At 51.4% G+C, this 23,112-nt stretch carries 15 protein-coding genes; all 15 read right to left on the reverse strand.

The features are described from left to right. Positions 1–225: 225 nt before the first annotated feature. Entirely contained in the window at positions 226–3,105 is a 2,880-nt protein-coding gene (locus tag ABEA66_RS12480; RefSeq protein ID WP_345587777.1) for an RCC1 domain-containing protein, read from the reverse strand. Positions 3,106–3,152: 47 nt separating this feature from the next. Then, positions 3,153–6,296 (reverse strand): efflux RND transporter permease subunit, encoded by a 3,144-nt coding sequence (locus ABEA66_RS12485; protein WP_345587778.1) that lies wholly within the window; start codon positions 6,294–6,296, stop codon positions 3,153–3,155. Continuing rightward, positions 6,293–8,509, reverse strand: coding sequence for an efflux RND transporter periplasmic adaptor subunit (locus ABEA66_RS12490; protein WP_345587779.1), 2,217 nt, complete (start codon positions 8,507–8,509; stop codon positions 6,293–6,295). Before ABEA66_RS12490 ends, ABEA66_RS12485 begins: the two co-directional genes overlap by 4 nt. Positions 8,510–9,009: 500 nt before the next feature. Then, positions 9,010–9,519 carry a L,D-transpeptidase gene (locus ABEA66_RS12495; RefSeq protein WP_345587780.1) on the reverse strand — a complete coding sequence of 170 codons (510 nt, stop codon included), beginning with the start codon at positions 9,517–9,519 and terminating at the stop codon, positions 9,010–9,012. Between the two features lie 124 nt (positions 9,520–9,643). After that, on the reverse strand, positions 9,644–10,489 hold the full coding sequence (locus tag ABEA66_RS12500; RefSeq protein WP_345587781.1) for a carbohydrate ABC transporter permease: 846 nt from the start codon (positions 10,487–10,489) through the stop codon (positions 9,644–9,646). Between the two features lie 17 nt (positions 10,490–10,506). Beyond that, the gene (locus ABEA66_RS12505; RefSeq protein ID WP_345587782.1) at positions 10,507–11,400 is read right to left on the reverse strand and encodes a carbohydrate ABC transporter permease; all 894 of its coding nucleotides are present in this window, start codon (positions 11,398–11,400) and stop codon (positions 10,507–10,509) included. 85 nt (positions 11,401–11,485) lie between these two features. Beyond that, positions 11,486–12,862, reverse strand: coding sequence for an extracellular solute-binding protein (locus tag ABEA66_RS12510; RefSeq protein ID WP_345587971.1), 1,377 nt, complete (start codon positions 12,860–12,862; stop codon positions 11,486–11,488). Between the two features lie 304 nt (positions 12,863–13,166). Further along, a complete protein-coding gene (locus tag ABEA66_RS12515; protein ID WP_192704490.1) occupies positions 13,167–13,967 on the reverse strand; it encodes a helix-turn-helix transcriptional regulator in 801 nt (266 codons plus the stop codon). Between the two features lie 442 nt (positions 13,968–14,409). Beyond that, positions 14,410–15,231 carry a sugar phosphate isomerase/epimerase family protein gene (locus tag ABEA66_RS12520; protein ID WP_345587783.1) on the reverse strand — a complete coding sequence of 274 codons (822 nt, stop codon included), beginning with the start codon at positions 15,229–15,231 and terminating at the stop codon, positions 14,410–14,412. Positions 15,232–15,653: 422 nt separating this feature from the next. After that, on the reverse strand, positions 15,654–16,814 hold the full coding sequence (locus ABEA66_RS12525) for a dihydrodipicolinate synthase family protein (protein ID WP_345587784.1): 1,161 nt from the start codon (positions 16,812–16,814) through the stop codon (positions 15,654–15,656). A 12-nt stretch (positions 16,815–16,826) separates the two neighbouring features. Then, complete coding sequence (locus ABEA66_RS12530) at positions 16,827–18,017, reverse strand: Gfo/Idh/MocA family protein (protein ID WP_345587785.1); 1,191 nt, start codon at positions 18,015–18,017, stop codon at positions 16,827–16,829. Between the two features lie 237 nt (positions 18,018–18,254). Next, complete coding sequence (locus ABEA66_RS12535; RefSeq protein ID WP_345587786.1) at positions 18,255–18,755, reverse strand: DinB family protein; 501 nt, start codon at positions 18,753–18,755, stop codon at positions 18,255–18,257. Positions 18,756–18,854: 99 nt separating this feature from the next. Next, positions 18,855–19,637, reverse strand: coding sequence for a squalene/phytoene synthase family protein (locus tag ABEA66_RS12540; RefSeq protein ID WP_345587787.1), 783 nt, complete (start codon positions 19,635–19,637; stop codon positions 18,855–18,857). A gap of 230 nt (positions 19,638–19,867) precedes the next feature. Next, positions 19,868–21,358: an L-arabinose isomerase gene (gene araA / locus ABEA66_RS12545; RefSeq protein WP_345587788.1), complete on the reverse strand. Its 1,491-nt coding sequence runs from the start codon at positions 21,356–21,358 to the stop codon at positions 19,868–19,870. A 56-nt stretch (positions 21,359–21,414) separates the two neighbouring features. After that, positions 21,415–23,085 carry a ribulokinase gene (locus ABEA66_RS12550; protein ID WP_345587789.1) on the reverse strand — a complete coding sequence of 557 codons (1,671 nt, stop codon included), beginning with the start codon at positions 23,083–23,085 and terminating at the stop codon, positions 21,415–21,417. Between the last annotated feature and the right edge of the window lie 27 nt (positions 23,086–23,112).

A 23,112-nucleotide genomic window follows, 5' to 3' on the forward strand; every position in this document is an offset into this window, starting at 1 on the left:
TGCTCATTGTATGGCGGACTTCATGTACTGTCAATTTTTATTTCATTGGATAGTTAGGAGCCCGGGCACTAGGGACATAACACCCCCGGAAACTGAGAACCTTCGCTTCGAAGCCGATATTGACGGCTGACGGGAGAGTCTCTCTATTTACAAATTATGGTAAAATAGAAAAAGAAGCAGAGGCTTACAACAACAAGCCCTTGCTTCCTTTTGTAACCGATCCCTTTATTGCTGATTCATCGCGCTGCTCAACGCAGCTTCATCTACAGGCAGCTTGCCTCCGCTATTCAACGTCAGGATCCGTTCGATTATCGTCACGGCCTGTGCCCGGTTCGTCGATTCGTCTGGAGCCAGTCGGCCGTTATCCAAGCCTTGCAGGATTCCTTTCTGCACGGCCGTCTGCATAGCAAAGGTAGGTGTAATGACCGTATTCGGCTTTTGCAGCTCTTTGCTCGCTGCACGGACCGCTATGTCCGCAATCTCCGACCGTGGAATCGGCTCGTTCCAAGCCAAATCGGCCTGCGTGATGTATCCTGCCTTCCTTAACGCATCCGCGTAAGGCTTGTACCATGAATCATCGGCCGCAGCCGACACTACGGGAAGCCGCAGGGCGGCTGCGGTCATTTTGGCGAACTCGGCACGGGTTACCGTGCCGTTGGGCCGGAAGCTGCCGTCGGGGTACCCGTCGGCATAGCCTTTTTCCACAGCGGAGGCAATCGCCGCCTCCGCCCAGTGACCGGCCGTATCGCTCAAGGAGCGAACGAAGCCGGTCACCGCCTCGGGCACGGTACGGTTCACGTACGTGCCGTCGCCCAATTGTCCGGACATGTTGCCTCCCCATGTCCACACTGTGCCGTCCGCTGACATTGCAGCGGAATGGGAGCTCCCGGCGGCGACGAATGCCGCCCCCTGGATGCCCTGGGCCTGCACGGGACGCGTGCGATTCGTCTTCGTACCGTCGCCGAGCTGGCCGAAGGTATTCAGCCCCCACGTCCACACCGTGCCGTCTGATCGCACGGCCAGCGTATGGAACGCTCCGCCTGCAATCGCAGTGACCTTGGTCATTCCGGCAACCTGAACCGGGATCAGCCGATTTGTCGTTGTGCTGTCGCCCAATTGACCGAACCCGTTATAGCCCCATGTCCATACCGTGCCATCCGATTTGAGGGCAATGGAATGATTCTTTCCTGCCGCAATCGCTTGTATGCCTTCCAAGCCGACGATTTGCTGCACCGTACGCTTTAACAGCGTCGTATTATCCCCCAGCTGGCCGTTGCTGTTATCCCCCCATGCCCACACCGTACCGTCATCGGCCAGTGCCAGTGCATGGTTGAAGCCGGCGGCAATAGCCTTGATACGCATCAGCCCTGGAATTTGTACCGGCTCCGAATGGGTCGTGCTGGTGTTATCGCCCTGCTGGCCGAAGGTATTGTCTCCGACAGCCCATACGGTCCCGTCCTTGCGCAGAGCAATCGTAAACGCATTGCCTGCCGCTATGTCGGTAATATCCTTCCACCCGACCATTGCCGAAGGAAGATTTCTTCCAAGGGAAGCCGTATCGGCTAACTGGCTGCTTAGATTCAATCCCCAGCCCCATACGGTTCCGTCACTATTCAGCGCAGCGGCATGGCCGGAGCCTGCGGCTAAAGCCGTCAGTTGAGTAAGTCCGGAAACCTCCGCAGGCTTATTCGTGCCGACGTTCTGTCCTTGCCCCAACTGACCGTATAAGTTTTCGCCCCATGACCACAGCTTGTTGTTTTTCCATACCATTGTAAATGCGTCCCCGGCAGCCAATGCTCTGGGGTTCTGGTTATTGACGTAGCTGTAATGTCCTTCCATTGAAGGATCCGGCGGCTTCACCAGTAAAGAAAATCTGGGCACCAGCGTAGGTAAAATCCGGTTTGCGGCGGCTCCGTCTCCCAGCTGACCCAAGGCGCTGTTCCCCCATGCCCACACCGTTCCATCCGATTTTACGGCAAGAGAATGGAAGTGCCCGGAGCCTATCAACACAACATCCTTTAAATTATCGACATATTGCTGAATAACGCTGTCCTTGTAATCCCCCGTACCCAGCTGACCGTAGTTATTCAGCCCCCAGGTGCTGACCTTTCCGTCCTTGTGAAGAACCACTGCATGAGAATTCCCCGCTGCAATGCCAACCGCATCGGTAACTCCAGTGACTTCAGCGGCAAACTTTCTGTCCGTCGTATTGCCGTTGCCCAGCTGACCGGAGACATTGTAACCCCATGTCCACACTTTGCCGTCTTCCTTCAATATCATGGAGAAGTTGCTTCCGGCGGCAATCGCCTTGGTATCATATGTGTAATTGACCCTGGTAGGCCGGTTCGTCTTGCTTTCCGTGACAGAGTCCCCTGCTTGCCCATAGGTGTTGTCCCCCCATGCGACGACCGTTTTGTCTGTAAGCAGAGCAAGCATATGGTTACCGCCTGCCGCAACCGCAATGACATTCGTAGGATAATCCAATTGATTCGGTTTGAGCTTGTTCTCATTGGTCGAATCCCCAAGCTGTCCCTTCTCATTGTCGCCCCAAGTGACTATGGTTCCATCCTTTTTGAGCACTATGGAAGAATTATTGCCTGCGGCAATCGCTACGACATCCCGCAGATCCGGAATTTCAAACGGCACAGGACGGTCCTCCAACGTTCCGTCGCCGAGCTGTCCTTTATTATTTTGACCCCACGCCCACACCGTTCCATCCTTGCGCAATGCGAGGGTATGATTCATCCCGGCCGCAATCGCCTTAATCTCGAACAGCTCTTTCACCTGATTCGGAGCATAGCGAAATACGTTCGGACCCGTTCCTAGCTTACCGTGAAGGCTATCTCCCCAAGTCCATACCGTACCGTCGCTTTTGAGAGCCACCGTATGGCCTAGGCCGGCTGTAATTTGTACCAGCTTCAGGCCCGGATTAACGTCCTGTGAAGCTGCGGGCGCTGTGGCTCCGGCTGAGGTCGATCCCCCTGTATCGGAGGATTCCTCTGCCCGTACCAAACCAGCGCCAAACAGTGCTTGAAGCAGCAAGGAGATAACGAAGATATAGGCAAGTTGATGATTCCATTTTGTTTTCCGAAATTTTCGAACCATTTTTCACACTCTCCTCCATTATAGGCAATCTTGTATGTACCCTGCTGCTACGAAATGTTCGTATTATCGGCTGGCAGAGCTGGAGGGGTTTTACGTTTGAATTTACTACGTATCGAATCCATCATGCCGTCCATCAATGTATAAACTACAGGAACAAGAAGCAAGGTAACCATCGTGGATAATGTCAAGCCGAAGGCCACTACGGTTGCCATGGAGGCTTGAGCTTCCGCACCTTCCCCGAAACCGATGACAAGAGGCAGCATGGCGAGAACCGTTGTGCCCGTCGTCATCAAAATAGGTCTTAACCGAATTCGCCCCGCTTCTATCAGGGCATCGAACAGGGTGTAGCCTCTTTTTCTCAGCTGATTCGTATAGTCGACAAGAACAATGGCATTGTTCACCACGATCCCCATCAGCATAATCATCCCCATGACCGAGTTCATGTTAATGGTTCGGTTGGTCAGGTACAAACCTAGAATCGCACCGATAAACGTCGGCGGCAAAGAAAACATAATAATGAAAGGACCATATAACGATTCAAATTGGCTCGCCATGACCATGTACACCAGTACGACCGACAGCCCCAGCATTAAATACAAGCTCTTAAACGTGTCGTTCGATTGGCTCTTGGACGTCAAGCTGATCGAGTACCCGTCAGGAGGCTGGATTGTGTCCAACCGTTCTTGGACCACCTTCTCCACATCGCCGATAGCCGCGCCGGATACGGAGGCTTGAACCGTAGTTAACCGCTGCTGGTTAATATGGCGAATTTGCGCAGGGCTTGATCCCGGAGTGACTTTTGCAATGGCGCTAACCGGAATTTGCGCTCCCGATGAGGTGTTCAGGACCACTTGATTCAGGTTTTCCAGGTTGTTCGTAAATTCCGTCGGATATTTCACAAGGACGGAAATTTGGGCGTCCCCTGTTTTGAAGTTGGTAGCCACTGAGCCTTGATAAGCCGTTCTGATGGCTGTCATGACCTCACGAACGGAAATGCCGTAATAGGCAGCCGCATCGCGGTCAATGGTCATATCATATGCCGGTATGCTGCGCTCCATCGTATTTTGGACACTGCGCAGGGTTGGGATATTGCGCATTTCTTCTGCAACCATATCGCCAAGCTTGCTTAGCACGGTCATATCCGGCCCGTTCAGGTTCACTGTAATGTCTGCTCCGCCGCCTCCGCCAAGACCAGGCAACCGGACAGAGGAACGGCTGTTAACCGAAATCTGTGCGCCGGGATTCCCTTGAGTCATATTGCGGATCTGCTCAACGATCTGCTCTGTCTTCAGCTTCCGTTCGTCTATCGGCTTCAAGGTGACGCTGATATTCGCCGAGTTGGTTGCCGAGCTTTGGAAAGCTCCGCCGCCGGCGCTGCCGACTGTGGTAAAGATCGTTTCGATATCATCAATGCTCTTGATCTGCTCCTCGATTTTGCTGGTCAGAGCGTTCGTGATCTCGAACTTGGTTCCTTGAGCCAAGCTGATATTAATGTTCAGCTGGCCTTCATCCGATCTCGGCATCATCTCGGTACCGACGAATTTAGCCAGGTATACGCTGCCTCCCAGCATTCCGACAGTGATGAGGATGATAACCCACCGATGTCCGAGCGACCAGCGCAGCAAGCCGATATAGCCTTTGGTGAACCGGTTCATGCCGCGGCCGAACCAGACAGCCGGGTTATAGGAACGCCCTTCCGGCAGAGATTCGTCATGATGCTTGGTCAAAATTTTGGCTGCCAGCATCGGCACCAGGGTAATTGCCGCGAACAATGCGGCAATATGGGAAAAGCTGACGGTTAACGCCATCGGAACGAAGAAATTTTTAATCATCCCGTCAATGAACACGGTTGGCGCAAATACGGCAATCTGTGCCAATGCCGACGCCAGTACGGCGGTTCCCACTTCGGCGGTTCCCTTTTTGGCCGCTTCTGCAGGAGGAAGCCCCTCCTCTTTCTTCCTGTAGATGCTCTCGAGAACGACGACGGCAAAATCCACAAGGGAGCCCAAGCCTAGCGCCAGGCCGCCCAGGGTTATCGTATTGATCGTCTGATGCGAGAAATACATCATGCTGAACGTACTGATAACCGATATCGGAATGACAACGCCGATAATCAATGTAGCGCGGATACTGTTCAGGAACAGCATCAGAATAATGATGGAGAATACAGCTCCCAAGAGCGTATGCTCAATAACCGTATTGATGGAGCTCTTAATAAATTTGGATGAATCATTAAGAACGGCGAGCTTCACGCCGTCGGGAAGCTTGCTCTGAATATCCCCCATAGCGGCCCGGATATTATCGGCTACCTTCACCGTGTTGCCGTCCGATTGCTTCAACACCGACAATCCGACGCTCTGTTCCCCGTTGCGGCGGGAATCATAAGTAATATCCTGGTACGTATCAATAATCTTGCCTAGCTCGCCCAGCTCCAGGGACTGGCCTCTCGACAGCTGCACACGTACCTTCTCGATTTCAGCTGTCGATTTGAATTCCCCGCTGATTCTTAACGGTACGAGCTGATCCCCTTTATAGACGAGCCCGGCATCCATAGACTGGTTGTCATTGCTTAAAGCTTGGGTAACCTGGTTGAACGTAATGCCGTACTGAGTCAGCTTGTTCTGGTCAACCAGCAATTGAATTTGCCGCACCCGTCCTCCGCTGACGCCAACCGAAGCAACGCCTTCCACACGCTGTACGGCGGGGCTGACAACGTTATCGGCCAAATCGCGCAGCGTGATTAAGTCGACATCCTTGCCGTACAGCGATAAGCTCAATATCGGCTGGCTGTTCGGATCCGCCTTGGATACTACAGGAGCGTCCGCATCGGCCGGCAGCTGCCTCCTGACCCGGTCCAAGCGGTCCCGCATCGCCAAGGTCGCTTCGCTAATATCCGTCCCGAAGTTGAACTGCACCGTGACATTACTGCTTCCGGTTCGTGAGTTCGAGGTAACCGATGAAACGTTGGCTATCGTGGCCATGGAGGCTTCAACACGCTTGGTAACCTGATTCTCCACTTGTCCCGGCGAAGCTCCCGGCCAGCTCACGGATACCGTGGCCGTCGGAATCTCCATATTAGGATACAAATCTACGGGCAATAACGGCGCCGCGATCGATCCCAATATCGTTAAAGCAATCATAATCATCAGTATCGTGACGGGACGATTGACTGAAAAATTCGCTAAATTCACTGACCGCCACCTGCTCCCGTTGGACCGGCTGTACCGCCATTCGAATTAGCGGGACGATTCGTCGGAGCCTGCTCTTTCGAAGTCTCCCCCCGCTCCTTCGCTTTTTCGCCTTGAGGCTTGTCTCCCTGCTTTTTCTCCTCTTGCTTCTCCTGCTTTTTGTCTGTTTGCGCAGGTTTATCGCCCTCGGCCGGCTTGTCTCCTTGCGCCGGTTTGTCGCCCTGGGCAGGCTTGCTATTTTGCTGGCCTGGCTGATTGGTCTGTTGACCTTGCTGTTTTTGACCATTGGGTTGGCCCTGCTGTCCCTGCTGGCCTTGTGGTCTTTGCCCTTGCTGGCCTTGTTCGCCCTGCTGTCCCTGCGGCTTCTGTCCATTCGTCTGACCTTCCTGGCCTGGCTGTACCACTTGAACGCTCGCTTTATCAGACAACAGCTCCTGACCCTTCACTACGAGCTCGTCTCCCTCGCTTAATCCGCTTGTAACTTCAAACTGGGAGCTGGTCATCGTTCCGATCTTCACGGTCACCTTCTTCGCTTTACCGTCCTTCACGATAAATGCAGCGGTCCCGTTAGGCTGGCTCAATACGGCGTCTGCCGGCACCATGATGGATTGCCGCCCCTCACTCTTCAGGCTGGAAGTAGCAAACATGCCGGGGAGCAGCTCTCCCTTAGGATCGTCTATTTTAATATCCACCCCGTAAGCTTTGGTAACGGAGTCTAGGGTAGGACGAATCGCGCTTACAACGCCATCAAATGTCTTGTTCAAAGTGGGAACATTGACCTTCATTTCCATCCCTTTTTTAATTTTGCCTATGCTGGATTCCGGAATGTTTACTGTTGCCTGCGTCGGATTCAGGGCAGCTATGGAAATGATATTGCCGTTGTTGCCCGCATTTTGACCTACCGGGGTATTGATTGCGGTTACAACTCCGTCCACCGGCGATACCAAGACACCATCCTGCAGCTGTTCATTCAATATTCTCAAGTTCGATGCGGCCTGCTCATATTGCGCAGAGCTGACAGCTATGGCATCGGTAGACTTGGCCGATTGCAGAGCCTGCTCCGACTGGGCAACCTGCGCTTTGCTAACGTTCAGGCTAAGCTCCTGAGTCGATTGGGCGTTCGCAAGCGAAAGCTGATCCTTCTGAAGCGACTGCTGGTTGGATTCAAGAATCACCGACAGCGTGTTTTGCGCATTCGCCAAGGTGATCGTGTCCCGATTCAGCTGCTCCTGTGCAATTTGAACCGTCTGTGAGTTTTGAGCCGCTTGCAAGTCTCCTTGAGCCTTAAGCAAAGCAGAAGTCGCTGAAGTTAAAGCGCTTGGGGTTGTTTGCTGCGCCTGATCCAAATCCAACTGAGCCTGCTGAAGCTTTTGAAGCGCATTCTCAACATCCGTTGTTTTGGAGGCGGACGCTTCTTTCACATTCTTATAGTTAATGATGGCTTGTTGAAGCTTTAACTGCAGGGAATCCAAAGTATTATTGGAGTTTACTTGCGAAGTCTGGATGCTGTCCTGCTGGGCGTTCAACGTATTTTGTGCGTTAGTAAGATTCGTATTATATGTAGTAATTGCATTATTCAAGCTTTGCTGAGAGATGGCTACCTGCTGCTTGGCGGTTGCAATAGCATTCTGCTGGTCATTTAATGCCTTGTTATAGTTTGCCTGCGAAATGGCAACCTGCTGCTTGGCTGCAGCTACGGCATTCTGCTGGTCGACTATCGCCTTCTCGAGGTTTGCTTTTTGAACAGCCAGCTGTTTCTCAGCGGTTGCCACGCTGTTCGCTTGATCGTTGGTCGTTCTCTGAAGCTGCGCTGCGCTGACAGCCAGTGCGCTCTCCGACTGAGCGATCTGCTGCTGAAGCTGCGTCGTATCGATCTGGGCCAACGGATCCCCTGTCTTGACCCGGTCACCCGGCTTGACCATAATATCGGTTACACGCCCGGCTACACGAGAAGAAACATTGGTTGTGTACTGTGGGGTAATCGAGCCCGTGAAAACTTGTCCGCCGCCTACATCGGATTTCTTGACGACAATCGTTTCTACAGGGAATTGTCTCGCATTGCCACCGCCGCCTCTCTGCGATGTCGGGGCACCTGACTGTCCTGTCTTCGGACTCCCCCAGTTTGTGAAGGTAGCGCCTACAACCGCGATGATAGCAATTACCGCGATCGCGGCAACCACCCACTTTTTGGATACATTCTGGATCCACCTGATCATTCCCATACCTCCATGTATTCATGCCCGTCTTCCTCCAAGGATCTGCTCCTGCTTTGAGGGGCCTTGCTGCCAAGGCCAACGAAACAAGGTGCTCGATGCACCAGATATCATCAACTTAGCGCACATTCATGATGAAACTATGATATAAATGTGAAAAAAGTGTAAAAAAAAGGACACATTTGAACCTTTTACAATAGCATTAGGTTCCCATATGTCCTTAACCAATGTTGATAAATAAAAAGAACCCCTTTCGGAGTTCTTTTCGCGGTGAATTGATTTTTGAATGTTGCCTCGATCCTTCCAAAAGCCGGTGATTACCTCATTCACCTTATTGCAGTACTCGTACTACACTAACGTGTCTTTGGCACATCCCTCCGCTTCTATCTGGAGTCTACCACAATATTCCCGGAATGCTTCGTTGAAACGTTCAACGGAACCACACCTCTCTTTTCACCGCTAACTATATTATCACCCGATGGTTATTGTTCTATTCATCGCTTTTATTTTTCTTTTATAATAACTTTGGTTCCCAGCGGGATATGCCGGTACAGCCACTCGACATCCCGATTATGCATACGGACACAGCCTGATGAGGCATGGCTCCCTATGGAATAAGGACGGTTGGTTCCGTGAATTCCGTACATGTAACCTCCGGTCCCGGGAACACTTAAACCAAGCCATCGGGTGCCGAGAGGATTCTGGGGATGACCGCCGGGAATTTTCTTGCGGACGTAATAGGGCTTAACGATTTTGGTGACAATATGAAATTCGCCGACCGGCGTCAAGTCCTTTCTCCTCCCGGTTGCTACGGAGAAGTAGTAATGGGGGCGCCCGTTCACGTAGACGACCAAGGTGTTATTTTTCTTATTTATTTCAATGTATACCCCTTCCTCTTGGAGGGCTTCCAAAGGAATGGCGGATGGAGCAGCCGAAGCGCTCCCTGGACCTATCCCCAATAAGCTGAGAAACAAGCAGATGATAACGAGAACCGGCGTTTTAATAAGCTTCAATAGAACCCATCCTTTGCCTATTATGCACGGTTATTGTTCTCTTTCGCATCCGCGGATATGTATGGCCATACGAAATGGAACTGCGCCGTGTTATCGCCCTTCCCCCAAATCGCATGGACTTCTTCTATTTAATAGCTCCCGCCGTGATTCCTCCGGCAATCTGTCTTTGAAACAGCACATAGAACACCAGAACGGGCAGCATCGAAATCAATAATGCGGCGAAGAGCGGCCCCCATTCCGTCCGGTACTGCATCTCCCCTTGCATAATGGCTATGCCGACCGGCAATGTATATTTGGCAGGGTCGTTAATAAAAACAGTCCCCATGATGTATTCGTTCCAAATATTGAGCACGTTCATAATACTGACCGATATGATCCCTGGTCGAGCCAAAGGAAGCATGATCTGGAAAAAGGTGCGGTAATGGCTTGCCCCGTCAATGAAGGCCGCCTCCTCCATTTCTTTAGGAAGCGACTTAAAGAACCCGACCAGTACGAATACCCCAAAAGGCAGCGCTCCCATTCCATAAACCAGACTCAGTCCAAATAAACTGTTAATCAAATGCAGATCATTCAATAAAAAGAATAGCGGGATCAACCCGAGGATCATTGGAATCATCATAGAGGCCATATAAGCGGTGTACAGCAAGCCGCTGCCTCTGAATGCATATCTGGCCAAGACATAAGCGGTGGTTGCGGCCAGCAATGCGGCCAAAATCGTGCTTAAGACCGTCACCAGCAAGGAATTCAGAAAATATCCTCCGATATGGTATTTTTCCCATACATAAGAATAGTTCGACCAAACCAGCGGGAGCTTCGGCAAATCCCACGGCTTTCCCTGCATAAACTGCGCATTATCCTTTAATGCTCCAAGCACCGTCCATACCAAGGGGTACAAAACACATACAGTCCATATTGCTAATATCAGCTTCATGCAAAATCCGAGCAGCGGGCTCCTGATCTCAGTTCTCATGCGTATCCCCTTTCCTTCTAGGTGATCTCTATCACATCGCGCCTCATTAATCGCTGCAGCGCTATGGTCGTAATCAGCGAAAGCACGAGAATAAGAACGCCAATTGCTGCGGCATATCCCATATGAAACTGCTTGAAGCCCATCTGGTATAAATAAGAGCCCATAACCTGCGTAGCGTTATCGGGACCGCCTTCGGTCATGATCGTTACGATGATGAAGGAGCCGTTCAAGGTCGTCATAACAATCGATAAAATGGACACCTTCAGCTGCTCCCAAATTAGCGGCAGCGTCACGTGCCAGAACTGCTCCCATTGGGATGCACCGTCGATTTCAGCCGCTTCATACAAAGCGTCAGATATGCTCAAGATCGCAGCGATCAGCAAAATCATATAAAAACCGATCCCTGCCCAAATCGTCGGGGGCAACAGCGACCACATGGCGAACCGCTCGTCGCCGAGCCAAGGAATATTCACCGGCTCGCTTGAAAATAGCGATAGGAATGAATTCAAAAACCCAAGGTTCGGGTTATACACATACCTCCATAGCACACCGATGACGACAACCGAAATAACATTCGGAAAAAAGAAGATGACGCGAAAAAATGCAGCCCTTCGAATGGGAAAGCGGGTTAATGCTACTGCGAACAGGGTCGCCAAAAGCATGATGCCGATCACTTTCCAAAACACCAGAAAATAATCGTTGTAAATGGCTGTACGTATGACAGGATCAGCAATCAGATCACGAAAATTTTGCAGGCCGATGAAATCCATATGCTCCGAGCTGCCGGACCAATCATACAAGCTGATATAGATTCCCTTAACAATCGGGTACACCGTAAATACGCAGAACAACAGCAATGTCGGAAGGATAAACGATGCAACAAACAACGTTCTTTTGGCTTTGGCGCTCATGATCGTTACCAGCCTTTTCTTGATTATGGTTCGGGCGGGAAGGAAGGAGCCTAATTAGCCCCTCTTTCCCCCCTTTGAAAAACGATTATTTACTTGCCCTTGCCTTCTCTGCAGCCTTTTCCAAACGGTCCGCCCATTCCGCAGGTGTGATCTTGCTCGTAGTCAATGCCACAATCGCATCGTTTCTCGCTTTTTCCACGTCAGCAGGCAGCACGACCTCCGGAGCGACAACTGTATTAGGCGAATTGTAATATTTCATAGCGGATTTGACGACATTGCTTGCTTTGGACGATTCCAGATCCGCCTTCACATTCATAAGCGCACCGGTTAATTCCGCCCATCGTACCGCATGCTGCTTGGTGAACAGGAATTGGATGAACGCTTTGGCAGCCTCCGGATTTTTTGCCTTTTTGGCTACCGCAATCGTGCTTGTATACGGAATGGCGATATATTTGCCGCCCTTCTCTTGCGAGATGGAAGGAATGAAGCCAAAATCAAAGCCCTGCGGAATGTCCTTCTTCATCTCGTTTTCCAGCCATAAACCATTAGGAATAAAGGCCGCCTTATGCTGAAGCCATAATGCTTGGGAGTCCGTATGGTTTAGGGAAACGGAGCCCGGATCGATAAAGCCTTTGTCGCGCAGCTGAACTATCTTATCCAAAGCCTTCATGACGGGCTCGCTCTTGAATATGCCGGGCTCGAGAGAAGCGACCTTTTTCAAAATCGATGCATCATCTTTATTAGCCGATACGGTGACCGAATCGAGCAAACCTCCCGCAATATAGTACGGGTACACCCCTGTATGAATATACGGCATCATGCCCGAGGCTTTGATTTTGCCGGATACGGCAAGGAAGCTTTCAAAATCCTTTGGCTCCTCCCATCCGTTTTTCGTAAATAACGCCTTGTCATAAAAGGTCCCCCACGAGCCGAACACGAGCGGAACCGTATGGTTTTTACCCGGCTCGTACTCCTCCGGCTTCGATATGAGAAGATCGGACAGCTTCTCCCCGTCGGCATTTTTCAAATCCTTAAGCCAATCCGTTATGTCCAGTAATTGATCATCTTTCACCATTTGCCTTGCATTGGCCCCTGCTCCATCAATATAGACAAAATCGGGCGGGTTGCCTTGGATCCAGCGAGGCTTCATTTGGTCATTAATTTTAGCTCCGGCGGATTCTTTAATTTTCAGATCCGGGTATTTCTTTTGAAATTCCGCTATCATTTCCTTCCACCATGCGTCGCCATACCCGCCGACAAAGTATTGAATCTCAAAATCACCCGTCAGCTTTTTATCAGAAGACGCTGCACCGCCGCTAGGGGCGGCACTCACCGCCGGTTTGGCGTCCGTACCCTGCTTCGTATTCCCCCCGGAAGGCTGTGCGGCCGGTGCCCCGCAGCCCGTTGCTGACAGCACGAACGTTCCCGCCAAAGCCCAATGTAACCACTTCTTTTTTTTCATCATCATGCCTCGCTCCCTTTTCAATTCATGAAATGGACCCAAGAACCTCTCATCGGACAAGCAAAAAAGGGCATAGTCAGGGGATCTATACAGTTCCCCATAACTAATGCCCTCGAAAGGTAACACGTTATGTGATGAAAGTGTTCATTTGTCGTCTATACTATAGCACCTGAAATTACGGAACGTCAAGAAGGATTTGAAAATTTGATTTGTATCCTTATTCATTGCAAGGACTGGTTTGAAATCGCTTCCACTTTGATTATACTCTTTCCTGGTGCGGCGGGTAAAGCATGAATTTCCATGATTATTGCAGATCGGCTGCGGAAGTAAGCAGCTGCTGTCTGTATTTATTCGGCGACATGTTCATGGCCATTTTGAAGGTCCTATAAAACGTGGGCAGCGACTCGTAACCGACTTCAAAGCATATGGAGGCAATATCTTTATCCGATTCGGCAAGCAGCTTCTTGGCAAGTCCCATCCTTACCTCCGCCAAATATTGCATAGGAGTCATCTGATATTCCTTCTTAAAGATTTTGTTCATCTGACGAATGCTAATGCCCAGCTTGCCGCTGAGCTCTTCTGAAGTCACCGGCTCGTAATAATGCAGGTCGATGTAATTCCGGATCCGTTCCGCTCTTAAACCGTTGGCATCCTGCACCTGCTTGGATTCCTTGGCACGAACCATCAGCAAATAAATATCCTGAATCAAGTTATGCATAGCCCAGCTGCTAAGCGGATCCGCCTGCTTCTGTTCGAACAATAGCTTTCTAAGCATCAGTCGCATTTCACTTGCGTGAAAGGCATTCAGCTTTAGGAGCTCGGACCGGGTGAACCTGTACGGCTTCCACTCTTGATGCAGGCCATTCTGCTCCAGATCGTCAAAAGCGAGAACGAGCAGCGTCAAATGGGAATCAGAAGAGACGGCATGTCTGGATCGAGGGTAGATGTATGCCGCATTATCTTGTTCAAAAGCATATTGCTGCCCATCAAGCCAAATGCTGCCTTCGCCTTCGATGGCGTATAAAATCTGCACATTATCGTGATGATGAATTTTGATTTCATAGCTTTCCTGATGCTTGCTTTCATACAAATGAATACCAATCATTGTCAAAGCCCGCCTTGTGAGCGTATTCAACCGATGGAAGATTCACCTCCGCATCGTTGTTACCCTATTTTACCGTGTTTGCCTGACGGCAACAAGCCGAGTGCCTGAAACGCAAACATCCCTCAGCTGACAGGAGCTGAAGGATAACTGCTTGAATTCCGTTATTTGATTCTCCTCAATGGGGGATGCTTGCGCTTGCCGGTGAATAACCCGAATAACCATTTTCTTTCCCGCTTCTTATGCCTCTGGACCTTCGTTCCCACTTGTTCCTCAGCCGGAACGTCGGACTCAGGCCAAAAATATTGACATACGAAATCCGCATCCATCGGTTAGGACACCGCCTTCAAAAGAAAGATCGTTCCTTGCACCTTGTACTTTGGCGAATACGAAATCCATCATCCGTTGCGTGGAGAGATCATTATAATCAAGAAAAGGCCGGATATTACACGTGCTTGATAAATCGATCCTTCGTTAACGCGAAGACATCATCCCCGCTCATATCCCAAATGGTCCGGTTGAAAATCTCAACCTCAATGGGGCCATGATACCCGGCGGCTTCGACAGCGCTCCGTATCCGGCGTAAATCAATAACCCCGTCCCCCATCATTCCGCGACCCATCAACAAATCCGGTGTCGGAACAATCCAATCGGAGACATGAAAGCCCAATATGCGCCCGCTGGCTCTGGAGATTTGTGCGTACAACTCCGGGTCCCACCATACATGGAAGGCGTCGACGACGACACCGCATTGCTCAGGGCTGTACTGCTCTGCAATCGTATTCGCCTGGGCCAGCGTATTGATGACGGAGCGTTCGGCCGCGTACATCGGATGAAGCGGCTCAATCCCCAGCTTGATTCCGCAGGATTGCGCGTACGGCATCAGCTGGGCAATGCCGTCCTCCACCATCTGCCTGGCAGCCGCGATATCTTTATCGGGTGCAGGCCCGCAGACCAGCACCAGCACTTCCGCCCCAAGCTCGGCAGCCTCGTCAACGGCTCTACGGTTATCATCGATACGCGCCTGACGTTCTGCCGCGGTCGCTGCCGGGAACATTCCTCCCCTGCAAAGGCTGGACACCCGCAAGCCCGCATTTTGAACAAGCCGCTTGCTTTCCGCCAGCCCGGTTTCGGCGACTTTATGGCGCCATAATGCGATCCAGGGCACTTCAGCCCGGGCGCAGCAGTCTACAACCTCCGGCAGGCTTAGCCGGTCGGCTGTTATTTGATTAAAGCTTAACCGCTCTATAGTTTGCATTGGTTCCATGGGGTTACCTCCTTAGAGTTTTTACGAAGTAAAAACTAACTTCGTAAGCATAAGCTGAGTTTTTACGGAGTAAAAACTAACTTCGTAAGCATAAGCTGAGTTTTTACGGAGTAAAAACTTACTTCGTAAGCGGAGTCTGTTGAAAAAAACATAAAGCCTGAACTATTGCCAATATGCTCCAGTGGGGTATACCCCTCCAGCCGCTATTGAAACCCGCGAAAGGTGATTATTTTTTTGTGGTATTTTCACGGGTTTCAAAGGCGGACGTAAACTCCTCCGAGGCATACCCCACCTCCTTATGTAGCAAAGTTCAGGCAAAACAGTTCTTTTCAACAGCCTATTCTTACTCCGTAAGCATTTCAATAAGCAAGAGCTTCCCCCCGTTATCCTGGATAACCGGAGTAGCCCTTGCTTACGACATTTTAGATTCCAGCGAGAGTCAACACATTGCGCATCCGTTCGGCAGCCAAATCCGGATTGACCAGCAAGCCTGCTTTGTCCGCCAGCACGAACAGCTCCGACAGATGAACGACGGATCTGGCGCCCTCGGCTCCGCCGATCATCCGGAAATGGTTTTGATGCCCGTTCAAATAAGCCATAAATACAATGCCGGTTTTATACGCATAGGTCGGCTTCTGGAAGATATGCCTCGACAAGGCTACCGTTGGCTCCAGCAGCGCATTATAGCGCGCTTCGTCCCCGGAGTCCAACGCATGAATCGCTGCCGCCGCCGCAGGAGCGATGGCGTCGAAGATTCCGAGCAGAGCGTGGCTGTAGCCTTGCTCGTCCCCGCGAATGAGCGTCGGGTAATTAAAATCGTCCCCTGTGTACATTTTCACATGAGGCGGAAGCAGCCGGCGCATCCGGATCTCCTTCTCGTCATCCAGCAGGGAAATCTTAATCCCGTCCACCTTGTCGGCATGGGAACGAATCACCTTCAGACACACTTCCATGGCCGCGTCCAAATCGCGCTCTCCCCAATACCCGGCTAATGCGGGGTCGAACATATCTCCGAGCCAGTGAAGAATGACAGGCTTGGATACTTGGCTCAATATTCGTCCATAGACCCGTTCATAATCCTCCGGCCCCTTGGCGCAAGCAGCCAAAGCGCGGCTCGCCATAAGAATAACCTGCCCTCCAAGCCCTTCCACGAAGGCTACCTGCTCCTCATAAGCTTGCTCCACCTGCTCCAGCGTTACCTGCGGCCCCGGAGCCAGATGATCGGTTCCCGCTCCGCATGCAATTCTGCCCTGTACAGCTTGAGCTTCGGCAATAGAACGGCTGATAAGCTCCTTGGCTCGGTACCAATCAAGCCCCATGCCTCTTTGTGCCGTATCCATCGCCTCGGCGACCGAAAGTCCAAGGGACCATAAATGACGGCGATAAGCCAAAGTGGCCTCCCAATCGATCTGAGCGTGATTCAAGGGATCCGCATCGGCAAATGGATCACAAACTACATGGGCGGCAGAGAACGCGATGCGACTTTTCAGCGGACCTTTGGGCAATTCGATTGGTGCCGATTGTCCCGGCGTATAAGAATAAAGCGAGCCCCCTGCACGGGGGAGCTGCAATAGACGGCTCATCTCGGTTCCTCCTTATCGTTTGGCCGAAGCCAGCTGATCCTGGGAGACGGTGTCAAGCTTCAGTTCAGGTACGTCCAGCCAGCGGCGCTCTTCCCAAGAACGCAAGCCTAATTCAGCCAGCTGCGTTCCTTTGGCCCCTTCCAGCAGATCCCAAGGGAATGGCGTATCGGCTACGACATGCTTCAAGAACAGCTCCCACTGTACTTTAAATCCGTTATCAAACAGCTGATTGTCAGGTACCTCCTGCCATTGCTCCTCGAATTGGAACGGATTCGGAATATCCGGATTCCATACCGGCTTAGGCGTATTAACGCGGTGCTGAACCTTGCAATCGCGCAGACCGGCTACAGCGCTGCCCTCCGTACCGTCGACCTGAATCGTGAGCAGGTCATCTCTGTTCACGCGAACCGCCCAGGAGGAATTGGCCTGAACCACGATGCCGCCCTCAAGCTCGAAGGTCGCATACGCCGCATCGTCAGCGGTACAATCATAGGTATTACCCTGTTCATCGACGCGCTCAGGAATATGAGTCACTCCCAGGCAAGATACCGAACGAACTTCGCCGAATAAGTTATCCAGCACATATCTCCAGTGAGCGAACATATCGACGATAATGCCGCCGCCGTCTTCTTTGCGGTAGTTCCAGGAAGGTCTTTGCGCTTGCTGCCAATCCCCTTCAAACACCCAATAGCCGAATTCCATGCGGACCGACAGGATTCTGCCGAAGTAGCCCGAATCCACCAATCTTTTCAGCTTCAGCAGTCCTGGGAGGAACAGCTTATCCTGAACGACCCCGTTTTTAAGTCCTGCCGAGCGGACGAGCTTCGCCAGCTCTAGCGACTCCTCCAGGTTAGTAGCCGTCGGCTTCTCACAATAAATATGTTTACCGGCCGCAACTGCTTGACGAATGCTTTCGGCGCGGTGTACGGTCGTTTGGGAATCAAAATAAATTGTATTGGCAGGGTCCGCCAGGCATCCGGCCAGATCGGTGCTCCAGCGCGTCAACCCGTGGGCTTCTGCTAACGCTTTCAATTTATGCTCCTGACGTCCCACCAAGATAGGGTCCGGCATGATGACATCCCCGTTAGGCAGAGTCACGCCTCCCTGTTTACGAATCGCGAGAATGGATCGGATCAAATGCTGATTCGTCCCCATACGTCCTGTAACCCCGTTCATAATGATGCCAACATTGTGCACTGTCATTTGTTTAATCCCCTCTCCATTCATGGTTTTGGTATGTTGGATCCACCATTTGCTGCATGGAACCTTCTATAGTTCATACTAGTTGGAAATCACACTTTAGTCTTATCACTTTTAGAACCGGATTCTAACTATTGGAACCGATTCCGACAAAGTCCTCCAATAAAAATAACCCCGCAGGAGCGGGGCTATGATTTCGAAGCCAATATTCGAACCGGAACTTTTTATACAGATATGTCCTCAGGAATACCAGAACAAGGCATATTCCGTCATTACCGAGGCATGACCCATTTGACGCAGCATGGCCGTCAGATTGCCGCGGTGGTATGTGCCGTGATTGACAACCTGCAGGACGATTTCCGAGTAGCTCGTATCCCGAACACCCGCATACGGGTTATCAAGCGTGATTGTTTCTTCCATATTATCTAGAGAGTCCAGGACAGATGCGAATCGCGATGCCAGCTCGGCGTACAAGGATTCCATTTCCAGTACCGTCTTCCCGTACATTTGCTCCTGCAGGGGCAGGGTCAGGGCTAGAGCGTCCGGCATGCTTTTCCCGCTCAATATGTGAAGCCAGCAGAGATCCACGGTATAAATATGGGAGATGACTTTGGACACAGAGCCGAATACGCTTTGTATTTCCCTTGTATACACATCCTCCGGAAGCTCCTTTAAGCGGTTAAGCATCGTTTGATTCGCCCATACGTGATAGTCGTACATTTTTCTTGCTTGATTTTCCATAAAATATCGTCTCCCTTTATATACCTAATATATTTGCGTTTATCCTAATAATAAAACAGCTACCCTGACAACAGTCTGTCAGGGTAGCTGCAAGTTTTTTTAGTTCATCACACGGCTGACAATCTTAAGCACCGCATCTCTCGTCAATTTATTTCCGCCAGCAGATAGCAGATTCATGGTTGCATGGGCAAGCGCCAGCGGAATTTTGCAAAACTTTAATGCCGGACCTTCCTTCAGGTCTGCTACGTAGGAGTCGGCGATCTCCAGGTTCCGCCGCGTATACTGCTGCATTTCCTTGAAATCCCAGCCGTCCGGGTAAAAGTCGACGCCGCGTTCAAGATCTTCTTTCCTGTTGCGAAGAATATTTACGGCCTGCAATCCTCTGCCGAAAGCCACGGCCTTATGAAGATCCGATGGCGTACCGTCATACCACAGCCACAGCTCGGACAGCATCTCCCCTACCATACCTGCCACACTATAGGTATACCGGTCCAGGTCTTCCTCCGTTTGAATGCTCCAGCCGTTTTGAACCCAATCGGCCATTTGATGGGACATTTTGCCGATATAGGGGACAATAACCGGTAAAGCTGTAGCAGGACACAGCCGTACCCATTCATCCAGCTGGACGGTGACCTCCGGTAGCTTGTCCCGATGCGGGGCCATAACCTTCTGTACCTCTTCCGGGATGGTACCGGATTGGAATGCATCCCGTACCCCGAGCAATAATTGGATCTTTAACGTATCCGGTAACTGCTCGTGATCTTCAATCTCATCGATGGCTCTCATGCAAAGATACGCAGATGTTACCGCTTCCTTCAAACCTGCTTCCAAGGTGCTGATCGGAATATAAAAAGTACGGCTTGTTTTTTTCAACATGGTCATTGCATCATTAAGGACGATATTATTGATAAGTGCTCCCTCCAAGTATGCGCTTAGCTATTCTCTGTTTGTTAGCATTTATTCAATGATATCACAAAATCATACAGCCAAGCCAAACAAGATTGCATTTTCCGGCAGGATAAACCTGTCAATTTCACAAAACCGAAAAACTTCCGCAAACGGCAGCCCCCTGCATTCAAGAAAGTGCAGAGGGCTCAAAATAATAACCTTATTTACTTCATGCGCCAATAAAGGTCGTTCCATCTCAATTCGTTGCGCAGCGACGTAATCGTGCTGCCGCGATTGATTAGGACGGATTCAATTCCTGCCATTTCGGCCCAATCGGCCAGCTGCTCTGCTGTTACAATGTAGGAGAATGCGGTATGATGCGCACCGCCGGCATGAATCCATGCCTCCGCCGCGAGATTTAACGACGGCTGCGGCTTCCAAAGAACGCGAGCTACAGGAAGCTTGGGCATAGCCTGCTCCGGCTTCACCGCATCCACTTCGTTCACAATAAGCCGGAACCGGTTGCCCAAGTCAATGATCGATGCATTGAGTGCTGCGCCGTCTCTGCCATCGAAGATAAGCCGCGCAGGATCGGATTTGCCGCCGATCGAGAGGGCATGCACTTCGATTTTAGGGCGAGTTGCGGCAATCGTCGGGCAAACCTCGAGCATATGCGACCCCAGGACCAGTTCATTCCCCGGCTCAAAATGATAGGTATAATCCTCCATGAAGGAAGTACCTACATTGCCTGCGATCAGCTTCATCGTACGTACCAATGCCGCTGTTTTCCAATCCCCTTCTCCTCCGAAGCCGTATCCCTCCGCCATCAAACGCTGGACGGCAAGCCCGGGGAGCTGCTTCATCCCGTGGAGGTCCTCGAACGTTGTCGTGAACGCGCTAAAGCCGCCTTCCTCCAGAAAAGCTTTCATGCCCAGCTCGATTCGGGCCTGCTCCAGAATGGCTTCGCGGATCGGACCTGCTTCGCGTGCTTCCGGAGCGACATCATAGAGATCGTTATACTCTTCGAACAGCCGATTCACTTCGTTCTCCGAAATATCGTTCATTCTTTGAACCAAATCTCCGATGCCATAGCCGTTCACAGACCAGCCGAATTTGATTTGTGCTTCCACTTTATCCCCTTCGGTGACGGCAACCTGACGCATGTTATCGCCGAATCTGGCAACCTTTAGCTGGCGTCCTTCCGTATAAGCGACCGCCGTATTCATCCATCCCGCAATTCGGCTGCGCACCTGTGCATCTTCCCAATAGCCGACGACGACTTTACGCGCAATCCCCATTCTGGCGCCGATGAAGCCATACTCCCGGTCCCCGTGGGCCGATTGATTCAAATTCATGAAATCCATGTCGATGCTGTCCCATGGGATGTCACGGTTAAACTGCGTATGAAGATGAAGCAGTGGCTTGCGCAGCTCGGTCAGCCCTGCGATCCACATTTTTGCAGGAGAAAAGGTGTGCATCCAGGTTATAATTCCTGCACATGATTCATCGCCGTTAGCCTCGAGACATAATTGGCGAATGGCCTCCGGTGTCGTTAATACCGGCTTGAATACAACCCGGAATGGAATGGCGGGATCTTGGTCCAATCCTTCCGTGATTTGCAGTGAATGCGCGTCCACTTCCTTCAGTGTTTCCGGACCGTACAAATGCTGACTTCCTGTAACAAACCAGAATGTATAAGGCTTTACGGGTATCATCGTATCATAACCTCCTGAATGAGTTCGTATTTGGTGAATCAAGAGTACACTAGCAATTAACGTACTGCTTCCTTCATCGCTCTTAATCGTTTCATCACATCATTAGCGCCTCGTCCGAAATAATCATGAAGCTTGTTGTATTCCTCATACAGCTTTTCGTATACGGCTACGTTCTCGGGAATAGGCTTGAACGTTTCTTCCCGCACCCGGGCCATCTTCCCGGCGGCCTCCACGATCGTATCGTAGCCTCCGTTGGCGGCTCCTGCAGCCACCGCACCGAACATCGCCGCTCCCAATGCCGGCGTTTGCTTGGAGTCTGCTACTTTGATTTCGCGGTTCGTTACATCCGCATAAATTTGCATGAGCAGGCGGTTTTTTTGCGGCAGCCCGCCGCAAGCATACAGCTCGTTTACCGTTACCCCGTTCTCGTGAAACGCGTCAACGATTTTTCTTGTGCCGAATGCCGTCGCTTCCAGCAAGGTGCGGTAAATTTCCTCAGGCTTTGTGAGCAAAGTATAGCCGATCAGCATGCCAGAGAGATGGGTGTCAACCAGAACGGAACGGTTTCCGTTCCACCAATCCAGTGCCAACAGGCCCGTTTCTCCCGGCTTGTAGGCCGCCGCTCTTTGCTCCAGCCACTCATGGACGCTAATGCCTTCCCTTTGAGCCGCTTCATGCACATACGCAGGGACTCCTTGCTCCACGTACCAGGCGAAAATATCCCCTACCGCGGATTGCCCCGCCTCGTAGCCCAAATACCCGGGAATAATTCCATCCTCGACTACACCGCACATGCCTTCGACGTGATGCTCCTCCTCACCAAGCAGCATATGGCAGATTGAAGTCCCCATCGCCATAACCAGCTTGCCGGGGGTCACCACACCGACACCTGGAACAGCCGCATGAGCGTCCACATTGCCGACGGCTACCGCTGTGCCGGGGAGAAGTCCCATCAGCCCAGCCATTTCTGGCGTAAGCTCTCCCGCCTTTGTTCCTAGCGGTACGACCTCGCCGCGAAGCTTCGTGCTGGTCAGCTTTTCCAGCCTAGGGTCCAATGCTTTAAAGAACGCTTCGCTCGGATATCCGTCCCGCTTATGCCAGATGGCTTTGTAGCCGGCCGTGCAGCTGTTCCGCTGCGGATTGCCCGTCATCTGGGATACGACCCAATCCGTCGCTTCGAGAAACTGATCGGTCTTGTCGAATATGTAAGGGTCTTCATTAAGAATCTGCCATATTTTTGCAATCATCCATTCCGAAGAAATTTTGCCCCCATAGCGCGGCAGGAAGGCTTCTCCCCGCTCCGCAGCCAGCTCATTAATCCGATTCGCTTCATCCTGCGCCGCATGATGCTTCCATAGCTTGACCCAGCTGTGAGGTCTTTCCCGCAGTTCGGGATCGAAGCATAGTGGATTGCAATTGGAGTCTACCGGCAGCATTGTGCAAGCCGTGAAGTCTATCCCCAGACCGATAACATCCGCCGGATTCACGCCGGAAGCCTGAATAATGGCGGGCACGGAGCGTTTGAGCACCTCGATATAATCTCCGGGATGCTGAAGCGCCCAGTCGTGTTCAAGCTTCAATCCTGAGCCCGGAAGCTCTTCATCAATTACATTATGAGGATAAGGCGTGACATGATCGGCAACCTCCGTACCATCCGCCAGATCCACCAATACAGCCCGGCCCGATTCGGTACCGTAATCGATCCCTATAGCATATTTTTTAGCCATACGACAAACTGCTCCTCCCTGTATCCT

This window comes from Paenibacillus vulneris, from assembly GCF_039543185.1.
In the GTDB taxonomy this organism is placed as follows: Bacteria; Bacillota; Bacilli; order Paenibacillales; family NBRC-103111; genus Paenibacillus_S; species Paenibacillus_S vulneris.